Here is a 23,570-nt window from a genome sequence, read left to right on the forward strand (position 1 = left end):
CTAGTCGTCGCCAGAATACATCCTCGAGGGAAAGCTTTATTGCGTTTCCTTGCTTTTCTTCTCTTGCTCATTTTGAGTGGAGTGGGCTGCTTTCTTTATTTGAAAAATGCGGAGATTGAGCGTCTGAAAGCATCAAAGCAAGAGCGTCTTGAGGCAGCTGATAGGCAGCTTAGCCGAGACGTGCAGCAGGCGATTGAGTTAGCTAACGAAGCGCTCGAACAGAGTGAGTTCGATGCAGCAAAAAAACAGATTCGCAGAGCATCGTTGCTAGATGTGTATGCAAAACATTCTGAAGAGCTTGTTCAGGTGATTGCTAGATATCACAAGTTAGAACGAAATGCCGAACGAGCTAAAGTGTTAGAAGTTTTCGAGACGAAGCTTCACAAAAAACAATTTGATCTTGCCGAGAAAATAATCGAGCAAGGCGATTCATTGTTCGGCCGAAGTGAGATTGCTGGATTGAAAGAAAAGGTGGAGAAAGCAAAAGAGCGTATCCTCATAGACCTTTCAGCAAAGTTCACGAAGTCATTGTCTGAGTGGGATATAGAATCCGCTGAGTCATATCTTTCCCAGATGAAAGTGTATGCTGAATCTGAAGCGATAAACGCACAGCTAAAGTCTCTGAATTTAAAAAAGGCGATCGACCATGAGGCGCGCGAAATAGCCAAGCAAATTAGCGCATTTGATCACGGTCGCTTCTCAACCGAGTTGAACACTCGCCTCGCCAGTGCGCTCCCTAAGTATCCAGACCATCCTTCATTGATCGCATTGAAAAAGAAACTCGAAGCATACCTAGAGACGATAGCTGTGCCAGGCGACTTCGCCGACCTTGAAGAAGCCTTGCTCGTGGCTCCTCAAAAAAGTCATATCCGTCTAGGTAAGGGAGTTTTCTTCCTTCAATCCATCATTGACAAGGAGTTAACGATTACAGGCGCTGGACCTGACCTAACAATCATTGAAGGGCAAACCTTGGCGACACCCTTGCTTCAAATCAAGCACACTCAAGGGACATTCATCATGGAGGATCTGCAATTGCGTGGTTTGAGCACTAGTCAGGATCAAACTCAATCATTGGTTCATATTAACGCTGCATCAGTGGTGTTTAGAAATGTTAGGGTGACCAACTCCTCCGGTCACGGGATCGAAGTGAAGAAGGGAAGCGTAGTTATAGAGAATTCTCAAATTCAACGTAACTCAAGCGATGGAATCGCCATCCACGGTGAGCAATCTCAAGTAAACATCACTGGTAGCCAGCTCAATCTCAATGGAGGGTGCGGCGCCGAGGTGTGGCAGGGAGCCTCTTTAAACGCGAGTAAGTGCAGCATTCAAAATAACGCTAAGGCAGGCGCTGTCGTGGTTGATGCCAATAGTCGCTTACTCATACGAGATTCCTCAATCTCATTCAACACCCACTCTGGGGTGTATGTGAGTAAAGGTGCATCGGCCGAACTCAACACATGTGACATCTCAAAAAATGCTCATTCAGGCATATTTGCACAATGGCCAGAAACTCGGTTAAACATCGGCAATTCACAAATCCACAACAATGAGGAATATGGTCTTTTGCATGACCCTAAGACTCAAATACGGATCAATGGTACGGATTTTAGCGAAAATTTCATGGGGGAGAAACTGCTTCGCAAAATGCGTTAAGGCTTCTTACTCGCTCTCTTTTACGTTTGAGCGATTCCTGATTTGACAGTTCACCTCGAGCTAGATTCTATCTCGCTCCATGGCAACAGGCTTTTCTTTTTCTAGTCTCAATGATGGACAACGCGCAGCAGTAGATGCGATTGATGGCCCTGTATTGATTCTTGCAGGTGCTGGGACTGGGAAAACGCGGACTGTGACTTGTCGCATCGCTCACATGTTGCAAAAGGGAATTCAGCCCGAAAACATTCTAGCGGTGACTTTCACAAATAAGTCAGCAGTCGAGATGAATGAGCGTGTCGCTGGCATGGTGTCCAAAAAAGCAGCCGATGCGATGACCGTCTGTACATTCCACTCACTCTGCGTCCGCATTCTACGAGAGGGCATTGAGAAGCTTGGGTATAAAAAGAATTTCACGATCTACTCAGGCCAAGACCAGGTGGGTATGATCAAACAACTTATCGTGCGCAAAGGCGGGAAGGATCTCAATATCGAAGCGAACCAAGTCATCAGCCTCATTTCAAACAACAAAAACGCCGGCATTCCTGCAGAAGATCAAGCCGACGACCTCGTTGCAGAAATTGCCAAGGCGTACAACAACGAGCTGCGCGCGCAGAATGCGGTTGATTTCGATGATTTGCTCCTGCTCGCGGAAAAGCTCTTACGTGAGCACGCGGATATCCGTGAACAAATTCGCAAAAAGTACACTCACGTCACTGTGGACGAATTTCAAGACACCAATGGTTTACAGATGAAGTTGCTACAGCAGCTCGTAGGAGAACCCTACAATGTCTGTGTGGTCGGGGATGATGACCAATCGATCTACGGTTGGCGTGGAGCGGATGTGACCAACATCTTGCAGTTCGAGCGATTCTTCCCCAACCCGAAAATCATTCTTTTGGAGGTTAATTACCGTTCATCAGCAGCTGTGTTAAATACAGCTAACTCTTTGATTAAGCACAACTACGGTCGCCGAGAAAAGGAACTCAAACCTCACAAAGAAGGTGGTAAGCCATTGCGACTCATCACCATGCCTGGAGATGAGGAGGAAGCACAATTTATTGCCGAGGAAATCCATGAACGGAATGCTGTAGAAAAAATTCCGTGGGAAGATTTCGCGATTTTATTCCGCACCAACGGACAGAGTCGCAACTTAGAATCTGCAATGCGTGAAATGAAAATCCCATATCGCATGGTGGGTGCGCAAAGCTTCTTCGATCGCAAGGAAGTACGCGACTGCATCGCCTACCTGCAGGTGCTGAATAGCCCTATTTCTGACGTACCACTTTTACGTATCCTTAATGCGCCACCGCGTGGAATAGGGCAGGGATCAACCTTGTTAATTACAGAAGCGAGCCGTGAACGTGAATGCAGCATCTGGGAGGCGATGGGCGTTGAGGATGTGCTGAATCAGCTCAGTACAAAAGTGAAGAACTCGGTGAACACTTTTGTCGAACTCGTGCTCAAATACCACGAGCGCATTCTCAAAAACGAAGAGCCGATGGGAGATGTCTTTAAAGAATTTCTAGAAGAAGTCGGTTATGAGGAATGGATGCGCCGCCACTGCAAAACGGACAATGAAAAGCAACAGCGCGCAGAAGGGATTCACGACCTTCTATCCGACCTCAACTTTGCTTCGTCAAAAAATAAAACTTTGCAGAAGTTTCTCGACCACATGGCCTTGCAGTCAGACAAGGATGATGACATCGAGAAGCAAAAGGGCGTGTGCATGATCACGCTGCACGCATCGAAAGGGCTCGAATTTCCAATCGTTTACCTCGTTGGACTCGAAAATGGCATTTTACCTCACAAACGGAGTTTAGAAGAGGGGACAACTGATGAAGAGCGTCGCCTCCTCTACGTAGGCATCACTCGCGCTCAGGACGAATTCACCATGAGCTACTGCGCTTGGCGCACTAAGTATGGCGAAAAAGCGAGCTGTGAGCCGAGCCTGTTTCTTAAAGAAATTTCATTTGAGGACATTATCGAAGAGGATTACGACGACATCATGGGAGCAGAAGCGACAGAAGAGGAGACCGAAAGCTTCTTCGATGGACTGAAGAGCTTGCTCGAGTAATTAGACAAAGGTGTCACAATTTGCGAGAATTCCGCTTGCTCTAGAGACGACAATCCCTAGGATGCCGCGCCTATGGCAACAGAGAGCAATAGTAAACGCCCGGCAATCCTCATCCTCGGAGCTCCAGGATCAGGGAAAGGCACCCAAGGCAAAGCGCTGGGCATGGTTCCACGCTTCTTCCACTGCGCCTGCGGTGACGTCTTTCGTTCACTCGACACCCGCACTGAACTCGGGAAAAAATTTGTAGAATACTCCAGTAAAGGTCAGCTCGTGCCTGACGAACTCACTATTCAGCTCTGGGAAGCTCAAATTGAAAACTGGAAAGAGGGCAACGTCTACTTCCCAGAAACTGACATTCTTATTCTCGATGGTATTCCACGCAATGTAAAACAAGCTGAGATCCTCAGCGACTACATCGATGTTCATCATATTTTCCATCTTTCTTGCCCAGACCGCAGCGAGCTTGCTCGCCGCATGCAAAAGCGGGCACTCCGTGAGAACCGTATCGACGATGCTTCTGAGTCTGTGATTGAAGATCGCATCCGCACCTACGAAGCGGAGACCAAGCCGATCCTTGAGTTTTACCCAGATGAAATTCGCACTGACATCGATGCGACTCAGCAGCCAATCAAGGTCATGCACGACATCATTAGTAAAATCGTTTCCCTTCCTTTCTACGAGGAAATGAACAAGGTTTCTATCTAAGCAGATCACACGATTTCTTTTGAAAAGGGCTGCCGCGGCAGCTCTTTTTTTGTATAAACAATCAACACATTTTTTATGTCTAGCAAACGCATAGTTTACATGGCGACAGGGGATATTGCTATCCCAGCCTTCGAAGCACTCATCGCCGATTCCAACTACGATACGGTCGCACTGATCACTCAGCCCGATAAACCAGTAGGCCGAAAGCAAGTTCTCACGCCACCACGCATTAAAACAGTAGCGCAAGAGGCAGATATTCCTGTCTTTCAACCAATCAAAGTTAAAGCAGAGGACGAACTACAAATTCTACGTGATCTTAATCCCGATGTTATCGTGGTGATGGCTTACGGGCAGATTTTGCCTAAGGTATTGTTAGAAATCCCTACTGTAGCAATCATTAACTTACACGCGAGCCTTCTGCCAAAACACCGTGGAGCCTCCTGCATTCAAGCTGCGATTGATCAAGGTGACGCAGAATCGGGGATGACAGTGATGCATGTCACCGAAGGGCTTGATGAGGGTGATGTAATTCTTCGCAAACCGTTCAAACTTACTCCGCAGATTACAGGTGGTGAGTTGCACGACATCCTTATGAACGACGGGCCAGAGTGTCTACTCAAAGCCCTACAAATGCTTTTTGATGGAACCGCAGTACGTCAACCTCAAGATGACAAACTCTCTAACTACGCTCCTAAATTGATGCGTAACGATGGTGAAATCGATTGGAGTCAACCTGCTGAAATCATCGAGCGACGGATTCGCGCTTACGATCCATGGCCAGGAACCTTAACTTATTTTATAGATACGAAAGGAAAAACGAAGCGCCTCAAAATCTTCCCTCAATGCGAAATCTTGTACGATGTCGATGCAGAAGATGGAGAAGTGGTGAGCGTTGATGATGGCCTTATTATCGCCTGCGAAACAGGTGGATTGCGCATTACAGAGTTGCAGCCCGATGGGAAACGCAGGATGGCAGCGAAAGATTTTCTCGTTAGCGGACAAATTGCAGTTGGAGACAAACTTGGAGCACAATAGAAATACGCTATGAAGGATTTAGAATCAGGACTGAAAGAGCAAGTTGTCGAGCTCTGTAACAAGGCGCTCGAAGCGCAGGAAGAAGAACGTTTTCACGCTTCAAATCGCGATCTTCTTAATGTTTACGAACTCCTTCCTGAACCGAAAGAAGAATGGAAAGCCTACATATGGCTAATTTCTAACATCGGCGACAATTATTTCGAACAAGACGAGTTTGAGCTAGCTCTTGAGAAATTCGATGAAGTTTTCAATCGTGACTCGTCGTCTATTGACAACGCCTACCTCTGTTTGCGCCGAGGTCAATGCGCGCTCGAACTCACCAAACAAGAACTTGCACAAACGATGTTATCGAAAGCCCTCGAGCTAGAAGGTAAAGAATTGTTTGAGGACGAGCATTCCAAGTACTTGAAGTTCCTCAAGCAAGCTGCAGAGTAGAACCCGATGGCACGCGAATACAAACTCAAGTCCCGCCAGAAGGACGGCACAGCTTCAGGTATCGATTATCAAGCCGAGCTGAACGACCAGCAATACGCTGCAGTTACTTCGCGTCCAGGCCATGCTCTGGTTATTGCTGGAGCTGGGAGCGGTAAGACTCGCACGCTGACCTACCGTGTTGCCTTTTTATTAGATCAAGGGGTCGCAGCTAAAAACATTTTACTCCTCACTTTCACGAACAAAGCTTCTCGGGAAATGGTGGAGCGTGTCACCGAACTCATTCCTCACGACACTAGTGAGCTGTGGGGCGGAACATTCCACTCGATCTGCAACCGTATTCTCCGTCGCCACGCCGACGAGTTAGGTTTTACTCGCAGCTTTTCTATCCTCGATACAGATGATCAGAAATCGTTGCTCAAAGCGTTAATCGCTGAGGCGAAAATTGATACGAAAAATCGCCGTTTCCCTAAACCCGACGTTCTTCTCACCATTTTCAGTCTCTCGGAGAACACTAAGAGTTCGGTGCGCGATATTATTCAAGAATCCTATCCTTACTTTGAAGAATGGGAGGAAGAGATCAAGCAGCTGCAACGTTCTTACGTGAAGAAGAAGCTCGATACTAACAGCATGGATTTCGATGATCTTCTCGGCCTCACACTCAAGTTGCTGAAAAAGGACGAAGACCTGCGCGAGCTTTATCAGCGCAAGTTCCGTTATGTGTTAGTGGACGAATATCAAGACACGAACAGTATTCAGTGTGAGTTAATCGATATTCTAGTAGGCCCAAAAAACAGTTTAATGGTGGTGGGAGACGATGCGCAATCGATCTATTCGTGGCGAGGAGCTGACATGAATAACATTCTCAGCTTTCACGCGCGCTATCCCGATGCCAATGTTTACAAAATCGAGACGAATTACCGCAGTCGTCCGGAAATCTTAGAACTCTCCAATGCTGCGATTAAAGCCAATGGGAGTCAAATTCCCAAGGAACTGCGTGCTTCACGCGACAAGGGGAGTATGGTGCCAGCAGTGATTCCACTGACTGACCCTAGAGCACAGGCAGACTTCGTCACGCAGCGAATCGAGGATTTGATAGGCGAGGGAATGGACCTCAACGAGATCGCTGTGCTGTACCGTGCGCACTATCAAAGTATGGAAATTCAAATGGAGCTGACTTCGCGCGATATTCCATTTCAGATTACCTCTGGCTTGCGGTTTTTCGAGCAAGCGCACATCAAAGATGTCTCAGCATTTATCCGTTTTGCAGTGAATCGCAGAGACGAAATTTCCTTCAAGCGGATGGCTAATATGCTGCCAGGCATCGGCCCTAAAAGTGCAGACAACCTCTGGAAAGCTTGGTTAGAGTGTCCTGTGAGTCAGCACGAAGATCCACCGTTGGCATTTTCTGAATACCTCAGCGAATTTAAAGTGCCGAAGAAGGCTGCAGCGCATTGGGAGCAATTGTGTTACACACTCGACGAACTCGTTACCCGAGAAGGTTTTCAAGCTCCTTCTGAAATGATCCTCAGCATTAGCGAAGGAGTTTACGATGACTACATGCGTGAGAGTTTTGATAACTACGAACAGCGCAAACAAGATATCCAGCAACTCATGCAGTATGCGCAAGGCTACACAGATGTGAATGAATTTCTCGCGCAGCTTTCCTTGATGAGTTCCGCTGATGGTGATCCGAAAGCGAAGCAAGAAGAGAAATCCGAAGAAGCCGTCACGCTCAGTTCAATTCACCAAGCAAAAGGGCTCGAGTGGAAAGTCGTCTTCTTGGTATGGCTCGCCGATGGAATGTTTCCCAATCAACGCATTCTTGAAACTGAGGACGCACAGCAGTTAGAGGAAGAGCGCCGTTTGTTCTACGTAGCTCTGACAAGGGCAAAAGATGAGCTTTATTTAACTTATCCGACAACCAACCCACGAAGCTATACTGGTGAGTACATGCAGACAGCTTCTCGCTTTTTTGAGGATTTCGATCAAAGCCTCGTAGAAGAGTGGCAGATCGAAAGTACTGGCTGGTAGACGTGGTTATATTTTCATAGTTAGAATGAAGTATATCTCGTGATTTACCCTTGATGAAATAGCACAGCCAGCTAAGTAGTTGGCGTGTCGATAATCACTGCCCCCCATGAGCACGCTTAAGAGCCAAGGGAACATTAAAAGCAGAATTATGATTGAAGAAAATTACCAGATTGAGGAGATGGTTGAACAAGCTCCTTTTTATGTAGTGTATGAAGCGCTGGATAAACGATCTGGAGAAAAGTGTCTCATCAAAAGGTATCTTGTCGATGACTCATCGGAGATTGGTCAAATCGAAGGATGGAAAGATCAATTCACTGAGCTTTTAGAACAATTTAAGGCGTTCAAAATTGCGAGTGTCCGTAATATAATCGACGGAGGTTTAGATTCTAATGACGGGAAAGCATGTTCTATATTTGAATGGTTAAATGCAACTTCTTTAGTCCAAATACAAGCCGACCATCCGAGTCTAGGTTTAGAAAATTTCACGCAAATGGCTCAATCCATTTTAAAAGGATTAGTTGAACTCCACGCGAGAGGCGTTTTACAAGCTCGGCTCACTCCAGAAACAATTCTTTACACAGAAACAGAAGGAAAGTCGCCTTGGGTTATTTTATGGGATCCGATAAGAGCGCTGCGCTGCAAACATGGAGTGAATCGCTTTGAGAACGACTACTACACAGCTCCAGAACTCATCAATGGGGATATAGCAACAGCTCAGTCTGACCTTTATGCTCTCGGGAAGGTTCTTGAGAATGTAGCCTGTGAATACACTGACGATTCAAGACTTCAAGCTTGGCATACACGATTGGTAAACGCTGATGCTCACCAACGCTATAGCAGTGCTCAAGAGGCTTTAAATGCTCTTAGGGAAGCGATAGCATCTGACAACAATGATTCTACTGTTGCGCAAGATGAATCTACAGTTGATCAACCTACGCCGATTTTCGCTGGAATTGCGACTGACTTACTACAGGACGAAGATATCGGGCAGGTACCAGAAGCCGCTGTCGGAGCTGTGCAATTAGAAGACCAAAAGAAGTCTCCCGTGTTGGTCGTGCTTGTTCTATTCATACTCGTGCTAGGAGCTGGTGCCTATTACCTTTCGCGTGACAACTCTAACGACGATCCAGGTTTTAAAGTTTTGACGGAAGAGCCTATTGAGAAAAAGTCACCGAAGAAACAAGCGCATCAAGCAGTAGCAACCTCCGTTACTCAAGCTGCTCTAGTCGATTCTGCAGCTGATGTTATTCTTACCTGCAAAGACACTAAAGCGGCCCACCAGCACCTTGGTGAAGTAATCGGCCTCAAGGGTAAGTTAAAGGACATCATCCTCGCGAATGGTGATATCTATGTTCTCACCTGCACACCAGCAAGCGCGCGTCGAGGAACGATCTGCGCGACAGCTAACCCCAGCACCTTTTTTCCCGATCTAAACCTTAAACAACTTAGGAGTGAACTACTAGGAAAGCAGATAATCGCTACTGGACCACTCAAGAAGAACCCCAGCACATATAGTATCCACCTTGCGGATGCTAGCGCAGTTCACATTCTCGAATAGGGAAACCAGCAGCGGCTAACCCTCGGGGTATTGAGAACAGTATTCCATTAAACAGATGCTAGTTGCGGTGGCCACATTATAGCTAAAAGGGAGGCCCCAAATGGGGATTTCAACGACAGCGTCTAACAAATCTAGGCACTCTTGCGACAAGCCTTCGCGCTCAGAGCCAATCACCAGAACGCATTTGCGTGGAAATGAATATTCACGGAGTGAGCATGAATTGGTCGTTTGCTCAAGACCGACTAATGTATAACCCTCGGTTTTGAGCTTTTTGAGTGCTGGCACGAGGCTACGTTTGACGGTGAGTTTTACATTTTCAGCACCATCACGCGCAATTTTTGGATTCACCTTCGCTGTTCCCGTAGCGATCACTTCGGTCACTCCACAACAACCGGCAGTGCGGAGTATCGTAGAAAGATTCACATTACTACGAAGAGGGGAGCAGGCTACGATAAGCTGACGTTGCTGCGTGAGTGTACTTGGCGGTTTGTAACGCACATGCTCAAACTTAGGCGACTCACTCACTCACACCGCCCACTAATAGAGGGCGCGAAGCACAAAGGTTTAAATAAAACATAGCGCGAAGCTAGAACGATCCCATAAGCAAACAAGGGAAATCGTTTCTCAGCAGACTAAAGCGCCTCGTAACTTCTAACCCCTTGCTTGATCAGAGTCGTTTCAATATATCCAGCCGCCTTCGCCACCTTTTTCGCTTTTTCAAAATCTCTAGCAACTTCATCGGGATGGTGAGCGTCTGAGGAGATCACGAGGTCAATCCCGCCATCGCGTGCTAGTTCGAGAAATTCACTGTGAGGATATTGTTCTGCACATGGCTTGTGCCAGCCAGCAGTATTCAGCTCAATAATAGCGCCAGACGTAGCAATCGCATCGATAGCCGGTTCGTAAAAACGGCATAGATCTCCAGCAGGTTTGTGGCCAAACTTTTTGATGAGATCGGAGTGCCCGAGAATGTCGAACAATCCGCTATCCGCCATCTCTATGTATGTCTGCCAGTATGTCTCCCAAACCTGGTCGATGTCAGCCTCTGCCCATCTCGAGCCGACCCATTTAGGATTATCGAAATCCCACTTATCGTTGATGTAGTGTACGGAGCCGATCAAGTAATCCCATTGATGACGATTTCTGAGTTCAGTTATCCAGCTTTCGCAGCCAGCAAGCCAGTCGCATTCCATTCCTACACGGACGGAAAGCTTATCACTAGCATGAGATTTCGCTCGCTCCACCCATTCAAAATACTCAGGTAATTGCGAATCGAGCATTCTCCAGTCATCGAAAAAACCTTCACCTACTGGAGCGTGGTCGGCAATTCCGTATTCGGTAAGGCCCGCTGCGATAGCGGCATCGATATACTGTTCTGGGATTCCTTCTGCATGCATGCAGAGTGGTGTGTGGGTGTGGTAATCAGCTGGCATTGCTTTGATAATAGTAATCTTTATCCTTAGCGGCTCGGGGCAAGCTCGAAACTAAACCCCTTAAAATGATCAGTTTCTGGGATGCTGGGTAATACTGGGTGATCTAGATTCTGATGATATGAGCGTAGTAGTCGAAGACTACACTTCGCGTCAACCGATGCTTGAACTACATTGTGAAGAAATGCATCACGTGAGATATGATGGGAATCACAAAAAGTCGACAGGACGCCATCGCGATTGAGTAGCTGCAAGCAGCGTTGGTGTAGTTCCCGATAATTTCGAAGTGCTTCGTTCAGCGTCTTTTTATTTTTTATAAGAAAGGACGGATTTAGGATAATGCTATCGTATTTCTCATCGTGATGTTTGAGGAAATCAAAGGGGTTATGTCTGAGAGCATCAACTTTCACATCATTGAGCTCAGCATTGCGAGTTACCGCATTAATCGCATCTATTGAGGCATCAACGGCAGTCACTTGAATCGCTCCAGCTACGGCGGATGACAGAGATAACACTCCATGCCCACAGAACACTTCGAGCACTCGTTTATCCTTCATGAGGGGAGCAAGGTCCTTGGACGTATGTATTCTATCGACGGGCAGCAGAGGCGACTGTTGATTGAAAACGTCTATCTCTACCAACAGCCCATTCAGATTAAGCTGAAATGGCTCAGTGAGTTGCCCATGAAGCACCGTAATTTCGGGTTCAACCCCTTCATCTACCAATAGCGGCGAGTCATTTCGCAAAACGATTGATCGTGGACTCAGCAGTTTAAGGAGAGCAGCAACAATGAGATCCCTCTGCATAACCATAGCGGGAGTTAGTAGTTGCAGCACGAGGTGTTCATTATAGCAATCGACAATGAGCCCCGGTAAGCCATCCGACTCGGCGTCGATAAGCCGGCATATGTTTAAATCGATTGACTTGCTATGTCGCTGACGCAACTCAATAGCTTGCTGAGCGCGACGCTCGAAAAATTCAAGATCCAGCTTTTGCTTTCGTCGTGAAATGCGACGCGCAACTACCTGCGAGTTCGGATTAAAAATGGCAGTGCCGAGGGGGCGATCGCGGAAATCTTTAAGTTGGATAAGGTCGCCAGCCTGTGGATCTCCCAAGGTTTTTTGAATCTCAGATGCGTACACCCATTCATGACCATGAAAAATGCGGGAACGAGGTTTGATAATGAGACCAGCCATAATGTTATTGATAGTAAATAAGTTGAATTCCCAAAGTGAGAAGATACTCCAAAGGGTGATATATACAGCACAGAGCTACTCACAGGAGCCACGACGGTCAATACCTGAAGCTTTCCATTGGTGAGCAATTTTCGTCTTGCTAGACCTGCTTCGGAAAGCTTAAATATATCTTACATCTATTATGGGACAGCAATTCAACAAAGTAATCAAACGTCGTCGTCGCAAGCAGTACCTTCGTCGAAAAAAGGCAAATGCAGCGGCAGCAGCCAAAGCTCCAGTAAAAAAAATCTCTAAACCATCAAAGGAAGAGGAAGCTAAGCCTGCAGCTAAGAAAACAGCGAAAAAAGCAGCTAAAAAAACTACTGCTAAAAAGGCTGCAAAAAAAACAACAGCTAAAAAAACTACTGCTAAAAAGGCTGCAAAAAAAACTGAAGAGTAAACATACTTACTCAATTAATTTGATAGAAAAGGCCGATTCAGGAAACACTGACTCGGCCTTTTCTTATTCCCGTCTTGCCAAATAGTCATTTGAAAGAGACGGCAATCTGGAGTAAAGCTTGATCAATAGTTAATGAAGCCCATCTACCATCTGAAACTCCTATTCATGTGCGCGAGTGTGAGTCATGTAATGTTGGCAGCAGACCTTGCTGACAGCACAACTGAGCAAGATGATTCTACTTATAGCAGTTTGATCGAAGAACTCGGATCCGAGAGCTTCAGTGAGCGAGAAAATGCCACTAGTACTATTTGGGGCTTAGGTTCGGTGATGTTACCTTACTTAAAATCGGCGAGCGACTCAGACGATCCGGAGCTCGCTTCACGCTCATCAATGCTTATCCAGAATATCGAAGCTGGCATTTTCCCGACCACTAACAAAGAGGTTCTCAAAGCGATTGCTGAATACAACAACACGCACACAGTTCACACAAAACTTGAGGCGCTAGAGTCGCTGGTAGGGTTGCAGGCGCATAAGCAAGCTCTCTATTTACTTCGCAACGAAAAGGACGACAAAATGCGCGAGCAACTCGCGAGAGAGCGCAGTATAAGACAACTCGCTCTATCAGCAGCTCACGCAGAGGCCGCAGACGGACGAATCGAAGAAGCAATTTCCATTTTACGACTGGCTCCTTATGAGAACTTCAACCTCCGAGCCCTAGCCCATTTATTAAAACAGAACGGCCAACTGGAAGAAGAGATCTCCAAGATAGAGCAACTTGAAATGAATGGTGAGCGCCAGCAATGGATGCTTCATCTGCTCCAAAGCAAAGGTGACCTAGCGCTGATTAAAGAATTTGCCGAAGATCAACACCTAGACTCCGTCCTTAGCGTCATCGCAATGATCGAAGGGAATCCTCATTTGGTGTTGAATGAGTTGATTGATGGCAGTCATGAAGAGCTTCACAGCGATGCGCTGAAAGTCCTCAAAAATACCTATCAGAAGAACTCCACGCGAAGTGCCATTCAATTTTCTGAGAAACTCAGTGAGTCTCGCGATGAGAATTTAGTCCTCTACCAGAGCGCTCTCGCGATGCTACTTGGTCAGCGAGATACTGGAGAAGTGCTCTTAGAAAAAGCGAGCAAGCCACTAGCGAGCGCTTATTATCAAAGCCTTGAATCATCAATCCAAGAACTCCGCCTTTTTGGCTGCCCTGATCCGAAACTCGATTATCAATCATTTGAAAAGTGGGTCCGTCAGCAAATAGCACACGAACTCGATTTAGATAAAAATCATCTAGATAACGCATCTAAGAACAAGGTCGAAGATCTTGCAAAATTCTACCATCAACGGGGAAAAATAAAGGAAGCTCGTTTTATTTATAAGGAATACCTCAGCGCCCTCAAAAAAGTAGATGAAGAGCAGTGGCGAGATGTACTAGCAAGTATGCCACAAGACGACATGGCGGGGCTCATGCTCAGTTTTATAGAAGAGGATGCTCCCAATGATGAGGAAACCGTCCAGCTGGCAAGCCGGATCTTTGGAGAATCACCGGATATAGACACAATTTGGAATTTATTAGGAAGGTTAGATCAAGAGGTACATACACGATTTGAAAATCTATGCCACCTGATGGCAATCCCACAGAGTTCTGACCGAGGTGAAGAAATCGAAGCGAAACTGGTCGCACTCGTTGAAGACTTAGATCAAGAGAAACGCATCGAAGGCTTAGAGAGTTTAATTTATTGTGCAGAAAAGAGAGGCGACTATGCTGGCGTGCTCGCTTATGCAAAAACACTCACGGAGTTGGTTCCAGACGTTTCTCGTTATACAGAAAAATATAGAGAAGCTGCCGTGCTTCAAATGCACTGGAAGGAGATCATCCAGTCCTATGACCTCCAGCCTACTTTCTACGAACGTAATGCTGTCCACCTCACGCGCTACGCAGCTGCGCACAGAAAGCTTGGCAATGAAGCACGATATCAGGAACTCATGGGGCGAGCGCAAACACTTAGTTTAGGACTCTCTAAAACACTCAACAGCATGGCTGTGATTCTTCATGAGTCTGGCTACCAAGACGAGGCTCTCGAAATTTGGATGCATAATCTAGCAAGTTATAATGCCTCTAATTGGGAGTTCTACATGACGCTCAATCACATCAACAACGTTTCTCATCAGCTCATTAATCGAAAACAATGGAAAACGGCATCCGCGCTCGCTATCGTTGAAGCTGCGATCTACATGGACCCTAACGCTCATCCATTAACTTCAGCGGTCCAGCCGCTACGCCTTGGATTTAATGCGAACTTCACCTACGGGATGGCATTGTTAGAAAATGGTAGACGTCAGCAAGGGATAGAGTTTTTAAATTATGCGCATAATTCGTTAGTAGGCGATGGTCTTCTCGCTAATCACTTTTTCCCTAGTCTGCTACAAGTTGATCTAAAAAAAGAACGCAATGAATGGTTCGAGCTTTCTTGGCAAAAATTAGAAGAGGAAATTCAGCGCTACCCAAAGGCACACAATACGCACAACACCATCGCTTGGCTCGGCTCAAGATCCGTTGCTAAGTTAGATGCGTCCAAACGCCATTCAGAAATCGCCTTGCGTATTCAGCCCGATCAGCCAGCTTACCTAGACACATTAGCTGAAGTATATTTTGCCATGGGCGATAGAGAATCTGCGATACATACGAGTCATAAAGCACTCAACTCTTTGACCACAAAAGCTGGGGAGCACAAACGAATGTCGAGTTCACAGCATCAATACGCTGTCATTTCCTCTATGTTCTGGGATCTCACTCACCAACATGCACGCTTCGAGCATAGCCCGCTTCCAGCGAGTTTGATTAAAAATTAATTCCTATGTGGAGATTATTGATTCTAGCCTCCTTGATCCCTTTCATCATTGGAGGCGTTTTCGCCAATATATTTGGGCTCCGCATTCTTTTAAATGAACAAAAAGTCAGTGCATCTGTCAGAGAAATACTTAAAAAGCTCTCATGCGATTTAGGCCGAAAAGATGTCATCATCACCTTCAGCGGCAAGAGGGGCGCGATTCATCCCCAAAAAAAGACCCTTCAACTTCCAGCGCATTATGAGGAGAGTCAACTCGCGTCGCACCACGCTCGAGCGATCGTCAATCTCGGGCTTATCTTACTTCACGAAAATCATAGCGGACCAATCGGTTGGAGACTTAAAATGCTCAAACTCGGTCACACGGCGCCACTTTTCATCATTTTAATCATCAGCTTTAGTTGTCTCTTAGGGAAGCTTCCTCTCATAATTGGCATCTGCCTATTAGCCTTCAGTCTAGGATTAAGCACTGTCATGCTCTGGCTCAGTATGTCAGTGGAAAAAGAAGCGGCCCACCTAATGGTGAGCCGCATAGAAAAGTCTAGACCTCTACCGCGTTTAACAGAGGAGGAAGCTTTAGTGAGTTCTGTGCAAGCCGTGCCATGGGCACGACTTATTCCAGGAACCTTTTTGAAGTTAGTGCTTAAAGACTAGCAATCTCAGTAGCGAGAATGTCGTCTACAGTTTGGCGTGGACGAATCACTTTTGTCGATGTGCCATCGATCAACACTTCTGCAGGAAGTCCGCGCGTATTGTAGTTAGACGCCATTACGAATCCGTAGGCACCAGAGCTGAGCAAGGCCACAAATTCACCTTCCGCGAAATCCGGGAGATCGCGGTTTTGGCAGAAGAAATCGCCAGTTTCACAGATCGGACCTACCACGTCCATAGTGATGTGTGGAGTTTCTTTTGTGGGCTCGGCGACGGGCAAGATCTCATGGTGACCCTCGTAAAGAGCTGGACGAATGAGATCATTCATGCCGGCATCCACCACCTTGAATGTCTTGGCCGAACCTTTCTTTTCGTAAAGACATTCAGTAAGCATCACGCCAGCGTTACCAGCGATGTAACGACCTGGTTCAACTAAGATTTTAAGCCCTAAATCTTTGAGAAACGGAATCACGCCATCAGCGTATTTCTCAGGAGTTAGTGGGCGAGCTTCTTCTGTGTGACTATCCCACCAGTCTTGAGAACCCGATGCGAGGGCAGGGGAATAGACAATGCCTACCCCTCCACCGATAGAGAAGAACTCGATCCCGTAAAGCTCTTTCAATTTAGCAGCGAGTGGTGCCACTTTTTCTGCCGCTTCAATGAATGGCTTCACATCTGTAAGTTGTGAACCAATGTGCATCTGCAATCCGCGGAGTGTGATGTTTTCAAGTTTGGATGCGCGATCATAGGCATCTTCAATGTATTCGAAATCGACACCGAACTTATTCTCAGATTTACCAGTGGAAATATACTTGTGCGTTTTCGCGTCTACATTCGGGTTCACGCGAATTGCCACAGGCGCTTTCTTACCAAGGTCACCAGCTACTTTATCGATGAAAGCCACTTCAGCTTCAGATTCAGCATTGAAGCAGTAAATGCCTTGTTCGATTGCGTATTCGATTTCAGCACGAGTCTTACCAACACCTGCAAATGTACATTTTCCAGCATCGCCTCCAGCTGCGATCACGCGCTTGAGCTCACCAGCTGATACAATGTCAAAACCGGAACCAAGGTCAGCGAGAAGTTTAAGAACAGAAAGGTTAGAGTTAGCTTTTACTGCGTACTCGATTCCGTGGTCGAGCTCAGCTAGAGCCTGATCTAGACGCGTATAGTTGTTGCGAAGTGTTTCTGCGCTGTAAACGTATGTTGGAGTGCCAAATTCCTCTGCCACTTTCTGCAAGTCAACATCTTCACAGTAGAGAGATCCATTTTTATATTCGAAGGAGTGCATAAGTATTAGTTAGTTGTGTTTGAAATTTTTATATCTTGATAGCTGCCTAGAATTTTAATCATTGAGCAATGTTTCTTAAGTTCTTCCAGAGCCTTGACGACATTGACATCCTCAGCGTGAGCGGAGACATCGACGTAGAAATAGTATTCCCATTCGCGTTGCTTCGATGGGCGTGACTCGATTTTTGACATGTTGATCGACTGAGCCTCAAAAGTTTGCAGCGCTTTAACTAAGGAACCTGGTTCATCTTTTACTGAAAAGAGCAGGGAAGTGCGGTCGTCGCCAGTAGGTGGGCAAGTTTTTTCACCGATCACCAAGAAGCGAGTCGTGTTGTTCGAATTATCCTGAACCCCCGACTCTAACATCGTTAAGCCGTACATTTCAGCAGCGAGCGGGCCGCCCATTGCTGCAGCTCCTTCACCAGCTTTTTCCTTAGCGATACATGCCGCTTTAGTCGTGGAAGAAACTTCAACTTGATCAGCATGTGGCAAGTTCTCAAGGATCCAGTTCTTGCATTGACCGAATACCTGCGGGTGCGAGTAGAGAGTTTTAATAGCGTCGCGATCAATGTCAGCCATCAAACCATTTTCGATCCGCATAAGAATCTGAGCGCAAATTTTCAATGGAGAGTCGACAAATAAATCAAGCGTGTGAGAAACGGCGCCTTCCGTAGAGTTTTCTATCGGCACCACACCGTAACTTGCATCACCGTGGTTCACGCATTCGAAAACGTCAGAGAAATTGGCCTGTGGTAAATACTCCACACTGTGACCAAATTTAGAGATAGCAGCTTGATGCGTCCACGTGCCTTCAGGTCCTAGATAGGCAATCTTTAAATCGTCTTCAAGAGCGAGCGCTGCTGACATGATTTCACGATAAATAGCTCTGATTGATTTTTCAGAAATGACGCCGTCACTCATGGAAGAGAGTTTCCGCAATAAGGATTCTTCACGCTCAGGAGCGTAAATCTGTAAACCTTCTTTTTTCTTAATTTCGCCAACGATGTGCACACAGTCGGCGCGATCATTGAGCAGCTGGACAAGCTTGCTCAGTTTCGATTCGTTAGTGATGCCTAAACCCGCTGAAATAATTTCACGGTAAATAAAGAATATCGAATCTTCAGGTATGCGGCCATCACTGATGCTGTTGAGCTTGGAGCGTACTTCTGATTCTACGAACGCAGCGTGATCACTAGGATTGTTAGCTTGCTCGTTCAGTATTTGAATGAGCTGAGAATCAATCGCATCGATTTTTTTTCGTATATCGTTGAGTGGCACGTGTAGAATGAAGTTGGGTTGGAGAAGACGCCGGTTGCGTGTACGCAAATTCAATAAATCTGCACGCTCATGCAAGCAAGCCTTCAGTGACTCACAAAAACATTTTAAGCCAACAAAAGCACCAAAGCTTCATAATCCGAGCAGAACCTCCATATTACCCACTTCTAATAACTTAACACAATGTATGTAATGCGGAATTTAAAAGTGTAGCGTGGAGCCCTGCTTGAACTTGACGCGCCTGAGTATCCGTAAAGGATGTGGGGATGCATTCACTTTCAGCAAAGGCTCTCGTAGTTGTCTCGTCTGTTTTCATGAGCGTAGGTCTAACTAACTGCGCAAGCACGTCGGCGAGCTCAGGATCTAGCGGCAGCCTCGGCGGTCGTGACATTAGCCCCGAGCAACGCCAGCTTGAAATCCTCACGGAACCCACTGGAGACTTTTATTACGGCAGACGTTACTTCGTCTCGAAAACTCGTTTTTGGGGATATGTACGAAAACCTCGTCAGCCTTGGTCGGAGGCAAAGCTGGTGATGATGAATGAATCCGTACGGCCCCAGCCAGATAGACTCCCTGAAAGCGGCCCATCAAATGCTCGCCATGGTTACGATCAAAACTATGATTATAAAATCACCGGCTCCTACACAGGACGCAAAGTGTACGATCCTGCGAGCAATCTCTTTCTCCCTGAGTTTAAAGCATCAGGATATCAAGTGCTAGACCGCCAACCAGGTTGGCTATTTTCTCCCAAAGATACCTACGACCCTCACAAGATTACACTCGTGAATAAGCATGTAGGATTGCCGACGCGCTGAGCATTCACTCAAAGCCCCTTCTCAACCTCCATCCAATCTCCACTCGGGATTTTTTGGAGGTTTTTTGCGTCTGCGATAAATTCATAAATCCAGACTTCATGCTGCGCACCGCCTGAATCAGTAACCATTCTGCGAAGACGCCGATACTCGGAGCCTTCGTACGCATCGAGATCATCCATCAGCTTACGAGGTACTTCATACACTTCACCAATCACCGGTGATGCCCCATTAAGCACCAAACCTGGATACCAGCTCACTTGATAAAGTTCACCAGCAACCATTGCCTTACAAAGGAAGTTCGCTTTTGCCATACGATGTGCATTCGAAGCCCCTTTTCTCAAAGAGCCATACACGAATACACGCTCAAATTTCGCCATAAATAAAACTACTTAAAGTTCATGAAAATGACACTCAACTGGCTAATTTACAGAATGATAGACGCTAGTTAGATTCACTTTCTTCCAATTCGTCATCTAACCCGTCTTGATGATTAGTGCCGTGTAGATGATACGCCACATTCTCGTTGAGATGTTCACGTAGCTCATCTAGACCTTCTTCCTTTTCAGCCGAAACTGGAATGATTTTCACCTTAGGGAAGCGCATCTTGAAATCCGCAAGATTTTCCTCAGCCCCCTCAAGATCCATTTTATTAGCTACTACAATCCATGGGAACTTCGCTAGTTCCTCATCGTACATTTTCACTTCTGTACGTAAGGTTTGAAGATCTTCGATTGGGTCTCGACCATCGAAACCAGCCATGTCGACTACGAAAAGTAATAGATGACAACGTGTGATATGACGTAAAAATTCGTGACCTAAGCCGCGGTTCTCGTGGGCTCCTTCAATGAGTCCGGGGATGTCAGCCACAGTGCAGCGACGGAAACCAGGGAACTCGACTACACCGACAGTTGGTTGAAGTGTGGTAAATGGGTAGTTGCCAACCTTTGGTGCAGCTGCTGAAAGTTTGCCCACCAATGTGGATTTCCCTGCATTAGGGAATCCCACCATTCCAGCGTCGGCAATTCGACGTAATTCAAAATAGTAGACTCCCTCATCACCTTCGGTTCCGAGCGTGTGCTCTTCTGGTGCGCGGTTAGTCGATGACTTATAATGCCAGTTCCCCTTTCCGCCAGTTCCTCCCCTACATAGCACAAATGTTTCACCGGGAGTGGTAAGATCGGCCACAGGTTCGAGATCGATCCCCTCCTCGCGCTCCATCTCCACAGCATCCTTAATAGAAAGCGCTGGGCTTTTGTAAATCACGGTCCCAGGAGGAACCCGAGCGATTACCTTTTTGCCATTTTTACCATGCTTACGTGCCCCTGCGCCGTGTGCTCCACCTTTAGCAACCAGCTTAGGGTCGTAGAAAAACTCACGTAGATTGTCGGTATTGGGACTACACTCGATGATGATATCACCACCGTCACCACCGTCACCACCATCAGGGCCACCCTTAGGAAGGTATTTTTCACGGCGAAAGTGCACGACTCCGTTACCACCGTCACCGGCTTTACAGTATACTCGGATATTATCGACAAACATGGCTTTGTTTTAGTTCAGTAAAAGTGTGGAAAATTTCTGGGCGGAGCGACTTCTTAACAGTAAATCTTATTTCAGCAACCAACAATCGGTGAGAAATCCCGCTTTTTTCGCCTAGAGTATATGATTATCAAGCAATTTCATCAGATTTAACTTGGCAAAGCACCCACTTCTGTGCAAGTTTCGCGCACCCGCCGACCTGGACTCTCTGGGAAAGCGTTTATCAAATAAACATTTATTATTATGGTAGCACTAAGACTAAATCGCCAAGGCACGAAAGATCGTCCTTACTACAAGATCGTAGCCGTTGACAGCCGCAAGCGTCGTGATGGCCGTTACATCGAGCAAATCGGAGCGTACAACCCGATGCAAGAAGGTACTAACTTCACTATCGACATTGAAAAGGCTGACGCCTGGATCGCTAATGGAGCGCAACCTTCTGACACAGTTCGTGACATCATCAAGAAGGCTAAGAAAGCAGCTCTCGAAGCTTAATTTTTAGTTAGAAGATTTTTTGAAAGGCCGTCCATTCAATTGGGCGGCCTTTTTGTTTGTTAACGGTGAGCTCAGTCTCTAGCTAATATATTCAAGCCTATAACTAGACACCCATATCATGCACTCTCTCTTTTCAGCCAGCCAGTTTCGATCCACTGAAAAAAATTGGGAGCTTCACTATTTTGAGGAAACAGATTCGACCAACCAGCAAGCCAAGGAGTATATATTAAAAAATCCCCCATCCTCCCCATGCGTATTCCTAGCGGAGCAACAGTCAAGCGGACGCGGTAGACGTGCAAACTCATGGGAGAGTGAAGCAGGAAAAGATCTACTAATGACAGCTGTAATCGAGACCGAGCTCCCGCTATCCGAGGTGCATAAAGTAGCTACAAGTGTGGCGCTGGCACTGGCCAATGTAATGCAGTCATACAAGCTCATGCCACAGGTGAAATTTCCAAACGACATCTATATAGATGGACTCAAAGTGGCTGGAATTCTCATTGAGCAAATCAAAGGATTTACGCTGATCGGAATTGGTATCAACGTAAATTCGACACCTGTACTCGAGACTGCAACCTCAATATTTTCCCAGCTCGATTATGAAATTTCTCGCGAAGAGCTACTTTCAACTATCTTGAATCAACTCGTTCAGAAAGTGAGCCTATGCCAGCATCACTATCAAAGTATCATAGAGGGTATTGCTCCCCTAGACTTGTTTTATAATCGAGAGCTCCAATACACTATGGACTCAAAGGTTTTTCGAGGTATAGGAAAAGGCTTAAGCAAGAATGGCTACTTACTCATTGATCATGGCACTGGAGCTATCGAAGTCGATTCAGGCCATGACTTTAGACTAATCGTCTGACTTTTTTAGTACGGGCACCATTAATACGGTTCCGAAGTTATTAATTGAATTCATGCATCTTGGGAGTGATTCAAAAGCGCATTTGGCACGGTCAATGCTTTTGTACTCATTAACTGATCTCATTTGGATACGTCAGTAAAATGATGTGAAGGTCAGTATTAATAAACTCGCGTTAAATAATACCCACACCATGAAACTCATTTCTAACTTTAAGAAATCACTTGCCACGCTCGCCCTCCTCGCATCGACCACCTTCGGTCAAGCCGAAGCCTTAAAAATTGCATACTCAGACTGGCCTGGTTGGGTGGCCTGGGAAATTGCTATCGAAAAAGGATGGTTTGAAAAAGCCGGAGTCGACGTTGAATTTCTCTGGTTTGATTATGTAGCATCAATGGATGCATATGCGGCAGGTAAAGTAGATGCAGTGTGTATGACCAATGGTGACGCCTTGGTTACTGGCGCGACAGGTAAGCCATCAGTCGGTATTATCATTAACGATTATTCTAACGGCAATGACATGATCGTTGCTAAGCCTGGCATCACATCAGTGAAGGAGCTCAAAGGAAAAAAAGTGGGTGTTGAAGAAGGATTTGTCTGCCACTTACTCTTACTTAAAGCTCTGGAGGACAACGGTCTCGAGCCTGATGATGTAGAAATCGTAAATACACCGACTGATAAGACTGCGGAAGTTCTCAAGTCTGGTGCCGTAGATGCGATTGGTGCATGGCAACCTAACTCCGGTAACGCTCTCAAAGCAGTAAATGGCTCCACTGCTGTATACACATCTAAGAACGCACCTGGTATCATCTATGACCTACTTAGTGTTGATGCAGAAAGTCTTGCTACCCGAAAAGATGAATGGGCCAAAGTGGTCAAAGTTTGGTATCAAGTCGTGGATTATCTCCATGATGAAGATAACATGGATGAAGCGCTGAAAATCCTTGCGGCACGCGTAGATGTCAAACCAGAGGAATACGAACCATTCTTTAAGGGTACTTATATCCTCAGTCTTGATGAAGCACTCGCTAAATGGGAAAAAAGCGAAGGTTTAGAGTCGGTCTACGGATCAACCAAATTTGTCGATAGCTTCAATGTGAAGTTCGAAGTGTACGAGAAGCCTTTAGAAATCGAAAACTACCTCGATCCTTCCCTAACGAAAGCTCTCAAAAAATAATTTTCCATACTGAGAGGCCTCATCGTTCCCCTCGGCGACAGAGGCCTTTTTTGTAAAA

At 46.2% G+C, this 23,570-nt stretch carries 21 protein-coding genes; 14 read left to right on the top strand and 7 right to left on the bottom strand.

Features of this window, described 5'->3' with window-relative positions; all coding sequences use genetic code 11:
• Window positions 1–99: 99 nt before the first annotated feature.
• The 7 genes from ACFPK9_RS01440 to ACFPK9_RS01470 all read left to right on the top strand — a co-directional run bounded on the left by ACFPK9_RS01440 (window position 100) and on the right by ACFPK9_RS01470 (window position 9,491).
• Window positions 100–1,653, top strand: coding sequence for a right-handed parallel beta-helix repeat-containing protein (locus tag ACFPK9_RS01440; RefSeq protein ID WP_377092732.1), 1,554 nt, complete (start codon window positions 100–102; stop codon window positions 1,651–1,653).
• 79 nt (window positions 1,654–1,732) lie between these two features.
• Entirely contained in the window at window positions 1,733–3,727 is a 1,995-nt protein-coding gene (locus ACFPK9_RS01445; protein ID WP_377092733.1) for an ATP-dependent helicase, read from the top strand.
• Window positions 3,728–3,799: 72 nt separating this feature from the next.
• Complete coding sequence (locus tag ACFPK9_RS01450) at window positions 3,800–4,432, top strand: adenylate kinase family protein (protein ID WP_377092734.1); 633 nt, start codon at window positions 3,800–3,802, stop codon at window positions 4,430–4,432.
• Between the two features lie 75 nt (window positions 4,433–4,507).
• Window positions 4,508–5,467, top strand: a complete 960-nt coding sequence (fmt, locus tag ACFPK9_RS01455) for a methionyl-tRNA formyltransferase (protein ID WP_377092735.1) — start codon at window positions 4,508–4,510, stop codon at window positions 5,465–5,467.
• A 9-nt stretch (window positions 5,468–5,476) separates the two neighbouring features.
• Window positions 5,477–5,902: a hypothetical protein gene (locus ACFPK9_RS01460; RefSeq protein ID WP_345485257.1), complete on the top strand. Its 426-nt coding sequence runs from the start codon at window positions 5,477–5,479 to the stop codon at window positions 5,900–5,902.
• A gap of 6 nt (window positions 5,903–5,908) precedes the next feature.
• Window positions 5,909–7,933, top strand: a complete 2,025-nt coding sequence (locus ACFPK9_RS01465; RefSeq protein WP_377092737.1) for an ATP-dependent helicase — start codon at window positions 5,909–5,911, stop codon at window positions 7,931–7,933.
• 106 nt (window positions 7,934–8,039) lie between these two features.
• Complete coding sequence (locus ACFPK9_RS01470; protein WP_377092738.1) at window positions 8,040–9,491, top strand: protein kinase domain-containing protein; 1,452 nt, start codon at window positions 8,040–8,042, stop codon at window positions 9,489–9,491.
• A 15-nt stretch (window positions 9,492–9,506) separates the two neighbouring features.
• Here the strand turns inward: ACFPK9_RS01470 and ACFPK9_RS01475 are convergent, their stop codons facing one another.
• The 3 genes from ACFPK9_RS01475 to ACFPK9_RS01485 form a co-directional block, all read right to left on the bottom strand.
• Window positions 9,507–10,016 (bottom strand): TrmH family RNA methyltransferase, encoded by a 510-nt coding sequence (locus ACFPK9_RS01475; RefSeq protein WP_377092739.1) that lies wholly within the window; start codon window positions 10,014–10,016, stop codon window positions 9,507–9,509.
• A 107-nt stretch (window positions 10,017–10,123) separates the two neighbouring features.
• On the bottom strand, window positions 10,124–10,924 hold the full coding sequence (locus tag ACFPK9_RS01480) for a histidinol-phosphatase (protein ID WP_345485242.1): 801 nt from the start codon (window positions 10,922–10,924) through the stop codon (window positions 10,124–10,126).
• Window positions 10,925–10,950: 26 nt separating this feature from the next.
• A complete protein-coding gene (locus ACFPK9_RS01485; RefSeq protein ID WP_377092740.1) occupies window positions 10,951–12,117 on the bottom strand; it encodes a class I SAM-dependent rRNA methyltransferase in 1,167 nt (388 codons plus the stop codon).
• A gap of 181 nt (window positions 12,118–12,298) precedes the next feature.
• On the opposite strand from ACFPK9_RS01485, the gene ACFPK9_RS01490 reads away from it, so the two are divergent.
• The 3 genes from ACFPK9_RS01490 (at window position 12,299) to ACFPK9_RS01500 (ending at window position 16,062) form a co-directional block, all read left to right on the top strand.
• Entirely contained in the window at window positions 12,299–12,556 is a 258-nt protein-coding gene (locus ACFPK9_RS01490; RefSeq protein ID WP_377092741.1) for a hypothetical protein, read from the top strand.
• 132 nt (window positions 12,557–12,688) lie between these two features.
• Complete coding sequence (locus tag ACFPK9_RS01495) at window positions 12,689–15,412, top strand: tetratricopeptide repeat protein (RefSeq protein WP_377092742.1); 2,724 nt, start codon at window positions 12,689–12,691, stop codon at window positions 15,410–15,412.
• A gap of 5 nt (window positions 15,413–15,417) precedes the next feature.
• On the top strand, window positions 15,418–16,062 hold the full coding sequence (locus tag ACFPK9_RS01500) for a hypothetical protein (RefSeq protein ID WP_377092743.1): 645 nt from the start codon (window positions 15,418–15,420) through the stop codon (window positions 16,060–16,062).
• On the opposite strand, the gene lysA is transcribed toward ACFPK9_RS01500, so the two are convergent.
• Both lysA and pheA read right to left on the bottom strand, forming a co-directional pair.
• Entirely contained in the window at window positions 16,052–17,350 is a 1,299-nt protein-coding gene (gene lysA, locus ACFPK9_RS01505) for a diaminopimelate decarboxylase (RefSeq protein ID WP_377092744.1), read from the bottom strand. The two genes, ACFPK9_RS01500 and lysA, sit on opposite strands and share 11 nt — an antisense overlap.
• Window positions 17,351–17,355: 5 nt before the next feature.
• Entirely contained in the window at window positions 17,356–18,627 is a 1,272-nt protein-coding gene (gene pheA / locus ACFPK9_RS01510; protein ID WP_377092746.1) for a prephenate dehydratase, read from the bottom strand.
• Between the two features lie 263 nt (window positions 18,628–18,890).
• Here pheA and ACFPK9_RS01515 point away from each other — a divergent pair, with 263 nt between their 5' ends.
• The gene (locus tag ACFPK9_RS01515; RefSeq protein WP_377092748.1) at window positions 18,891–19,439 is read left to right on the top strand and encodes a hypothetical protein; all 549 of its coding nucleotides are present in this window, start codon (window positions 18,891–18,893) and stop codon (window positions 19,437–19,439) included.
• Between the two features lie 8 nt (window positions 19,440–19,447).
• On the opposite strand, the gene ACFPK9_RS01520 is transcribed toward ACFPK9_RS01515, so the two are convergent.
• A complete protein-coding gene (locus ACFPK9_RS01520; protein ID WP_377092750.1) occupies window positions 19,448–19,816 on the bottom strand; it encodes a gamma-glutamylcyclotransferase family protein in 369 nt (122 codons plus the stop codon).
• 64 nt (window positions 19,817–19,880) lie between these two features.
• A complete protein-coding gene (obgE, locus tag ACFPK9_RS01525) occupies window positions 19,881–20,981 on the bottom strand; it encodes a GTPase ObgE (RefSeq protein WP_377092751.1) in 1,101 nt (366 codons plus the stop codon).
• A 240-nt stretch (window positions 20,982–21,221) separates the two neighbouring features.
• Between obgE and rpsP the strand changes: the two genes are divergently transcribed.
• The 3 genes from rpsP (at window position 21,222) to ACFPK9_RS01540 (ending at window position 23,512) form a co-directional block, all read left to right on the top strand.
• Entirely contained in the window at window positions 21,222–21,473 is a 252-nt protein-coding gene (gene rpsP, locus ACFPK9_RS01530) for a 30S ribosomal protein S16 (protein WP_377092752.1), read from the top strand.
• A gap of 118 nt (window positions 21,474–21,591) precedes the next feature.
• Window positions 21,592–22,338 carry a biotin--[acetyl-CoA-carboxylase] ligase gene (locus ACFPK9_RS01535; protein WP_377092754.1) on the top strand — a complete coding sequence of 249 codons (747 nt, stop codon included), beginning with the start codon at window positions 21,592–21,594 and terminating at the stop codon, window positions 22,336–22,338.
• 190 nt (window positions 22,339–22,528) lie between these two features.
• Entirely contained in the window at window positions 22,529–23,512 is a 984-nt protein-coding gene (locus ACFPK9_RS01540) for an ABC transporter substrate-binding protein (RefSeq protein ID WP_377092756.1), read from the top strand.
• Window positions 23,513–23,570 lie beyond the last annotated feature (58 nt).

Origin of the sequence: Rubritalea spongiae (assembly GCF_042652385.1) — a bacterium.
GTDB lineage: Bacteria > Verrucomicrobiota > Verrucomicrobiia > Verrucomicrobiales > Akkermansiaceae > Rubritalea > Rubritalea spongiae.

Coding starts and splice junctions, on each gene's coding strand:
- ACFPK9_RS01515 (WP_377092748.1), top strand. CDS start 18,891: ATGCATTCACTTTCAGCAAAGGCTCTCGTAGTTGTCTCGTCTGTTTTC.
- lysA (WP_377092744.1), bottom strand. CDS start 17,350: ATGCACTCCTTCGAATATAAAAATGGATCTCTCTACTGTGAAGATGTT.
- ACFPK9_RS01500 (WP_377092743.1), top strand. CDS start 15,418: ATGTGGAGATTATTGATTCTAGCCTCCTTGATCCCTTTCATCATTGGA.
- ACFPK9_RS01480 (WP_345485242.1), bottom strand. CDS start 10,924: ATGCCAGCTGATTACCACACCCACACACCACTCTGCATGCATGCAGAA.
- ACFPK9_RS01490 (WP_377092741.1), top strand. CDS start 12,299: ATGGGACAGCAATTCAACAAAGTAATCAAACGTCGTCGTCGCAAGCAG.
- ACFPK9_RS01465 (WP_377092737.1), top strand. CDS start 5,909: ATGGCACGCGAATACAAACTCAAGTCCCGCCAGAAGGACGGCACAGCT.
- ACFPK9_RS01460 (WP_345485257.1), top strand. CDS start 5,477: ATGAAGGATTTAGAATCAGGACTGAAAGAGCAAGTTGTCGAGCTCTGT.
- ACFPK9_RS01495 (WP_377092742.1), top strand. CDS start 12,689: ATGAAGCCCATCTACCATCTGAAACTCCTATTCATGTGCGCGAGTGTG.
- rpsP (WP_377092752.1), top strand. CDS start 21,222: ATGGTAGCACTAAGACTAAATCGCCAAGGCACGAAAGATCGTCCTTAC.
- obgE (WP_377092751.1), bottom strand. CDS start 20,981: ATGTTTGTCGATAATATCCGAGTATACTGTAAAGCCGGTGACGGTGGT.
- ACFPK9_RS01520 (WP_377092750.1), bottom strand. CDS start 19,816: ATGGCGAAATTTGAGCGTGTATTCGTGTATGGCTCTTTGAGAAAAGGG.
- fmt (WP_377092735.1), top strand. CDS start 4,508: ATGTCTAGCAAACGCATAGTTTACATGGCGACAGGGGATATTGCTATC.
- ACFPK9_RS01470 (WP_377092738.1), top strand. CDS start 8,040: ATGAGCACGCTTAAGAGCCAAGGGAACATTAAAAGCAGAATTATGATT.
- ACFPK9_RS01485 (WP_377092740.1), bottom strand. CDS start 12,117: ATGGCTGGTCTCATTATCAAACCTCGTTCCCGCATTTTTCATGGTCAT.
- ACFPK9_RS01540 (WP_377092756.1), top strand. CDS start 22,529: ATGAAACTCATTTCTAACTTTAAGAAATCACTTGCCACGCTCGCCCTC.
- ACFPK9_RS01535 (WP_377092754.1), top strand. CDS start 21,592: ATGCACTCTCTCTTTTCAGCCAGCCAGTTTCGATCCACTGAAAAAAAT.
- ACFPK9_RS01450 (WP_377092734.1), top strand. CDS start 3,800: ATGGCAACAGAGAGCAATAGTAAACGCCCGGCAATCCTCATCCTCGGA.
- ACFPK9_RS01445 (WP_377092733.1), top strand. CDS start 1,733: ATGGCAACAGGCTTTTCTTTTTCTAGTCTCAATGATGGACAACGCGCA.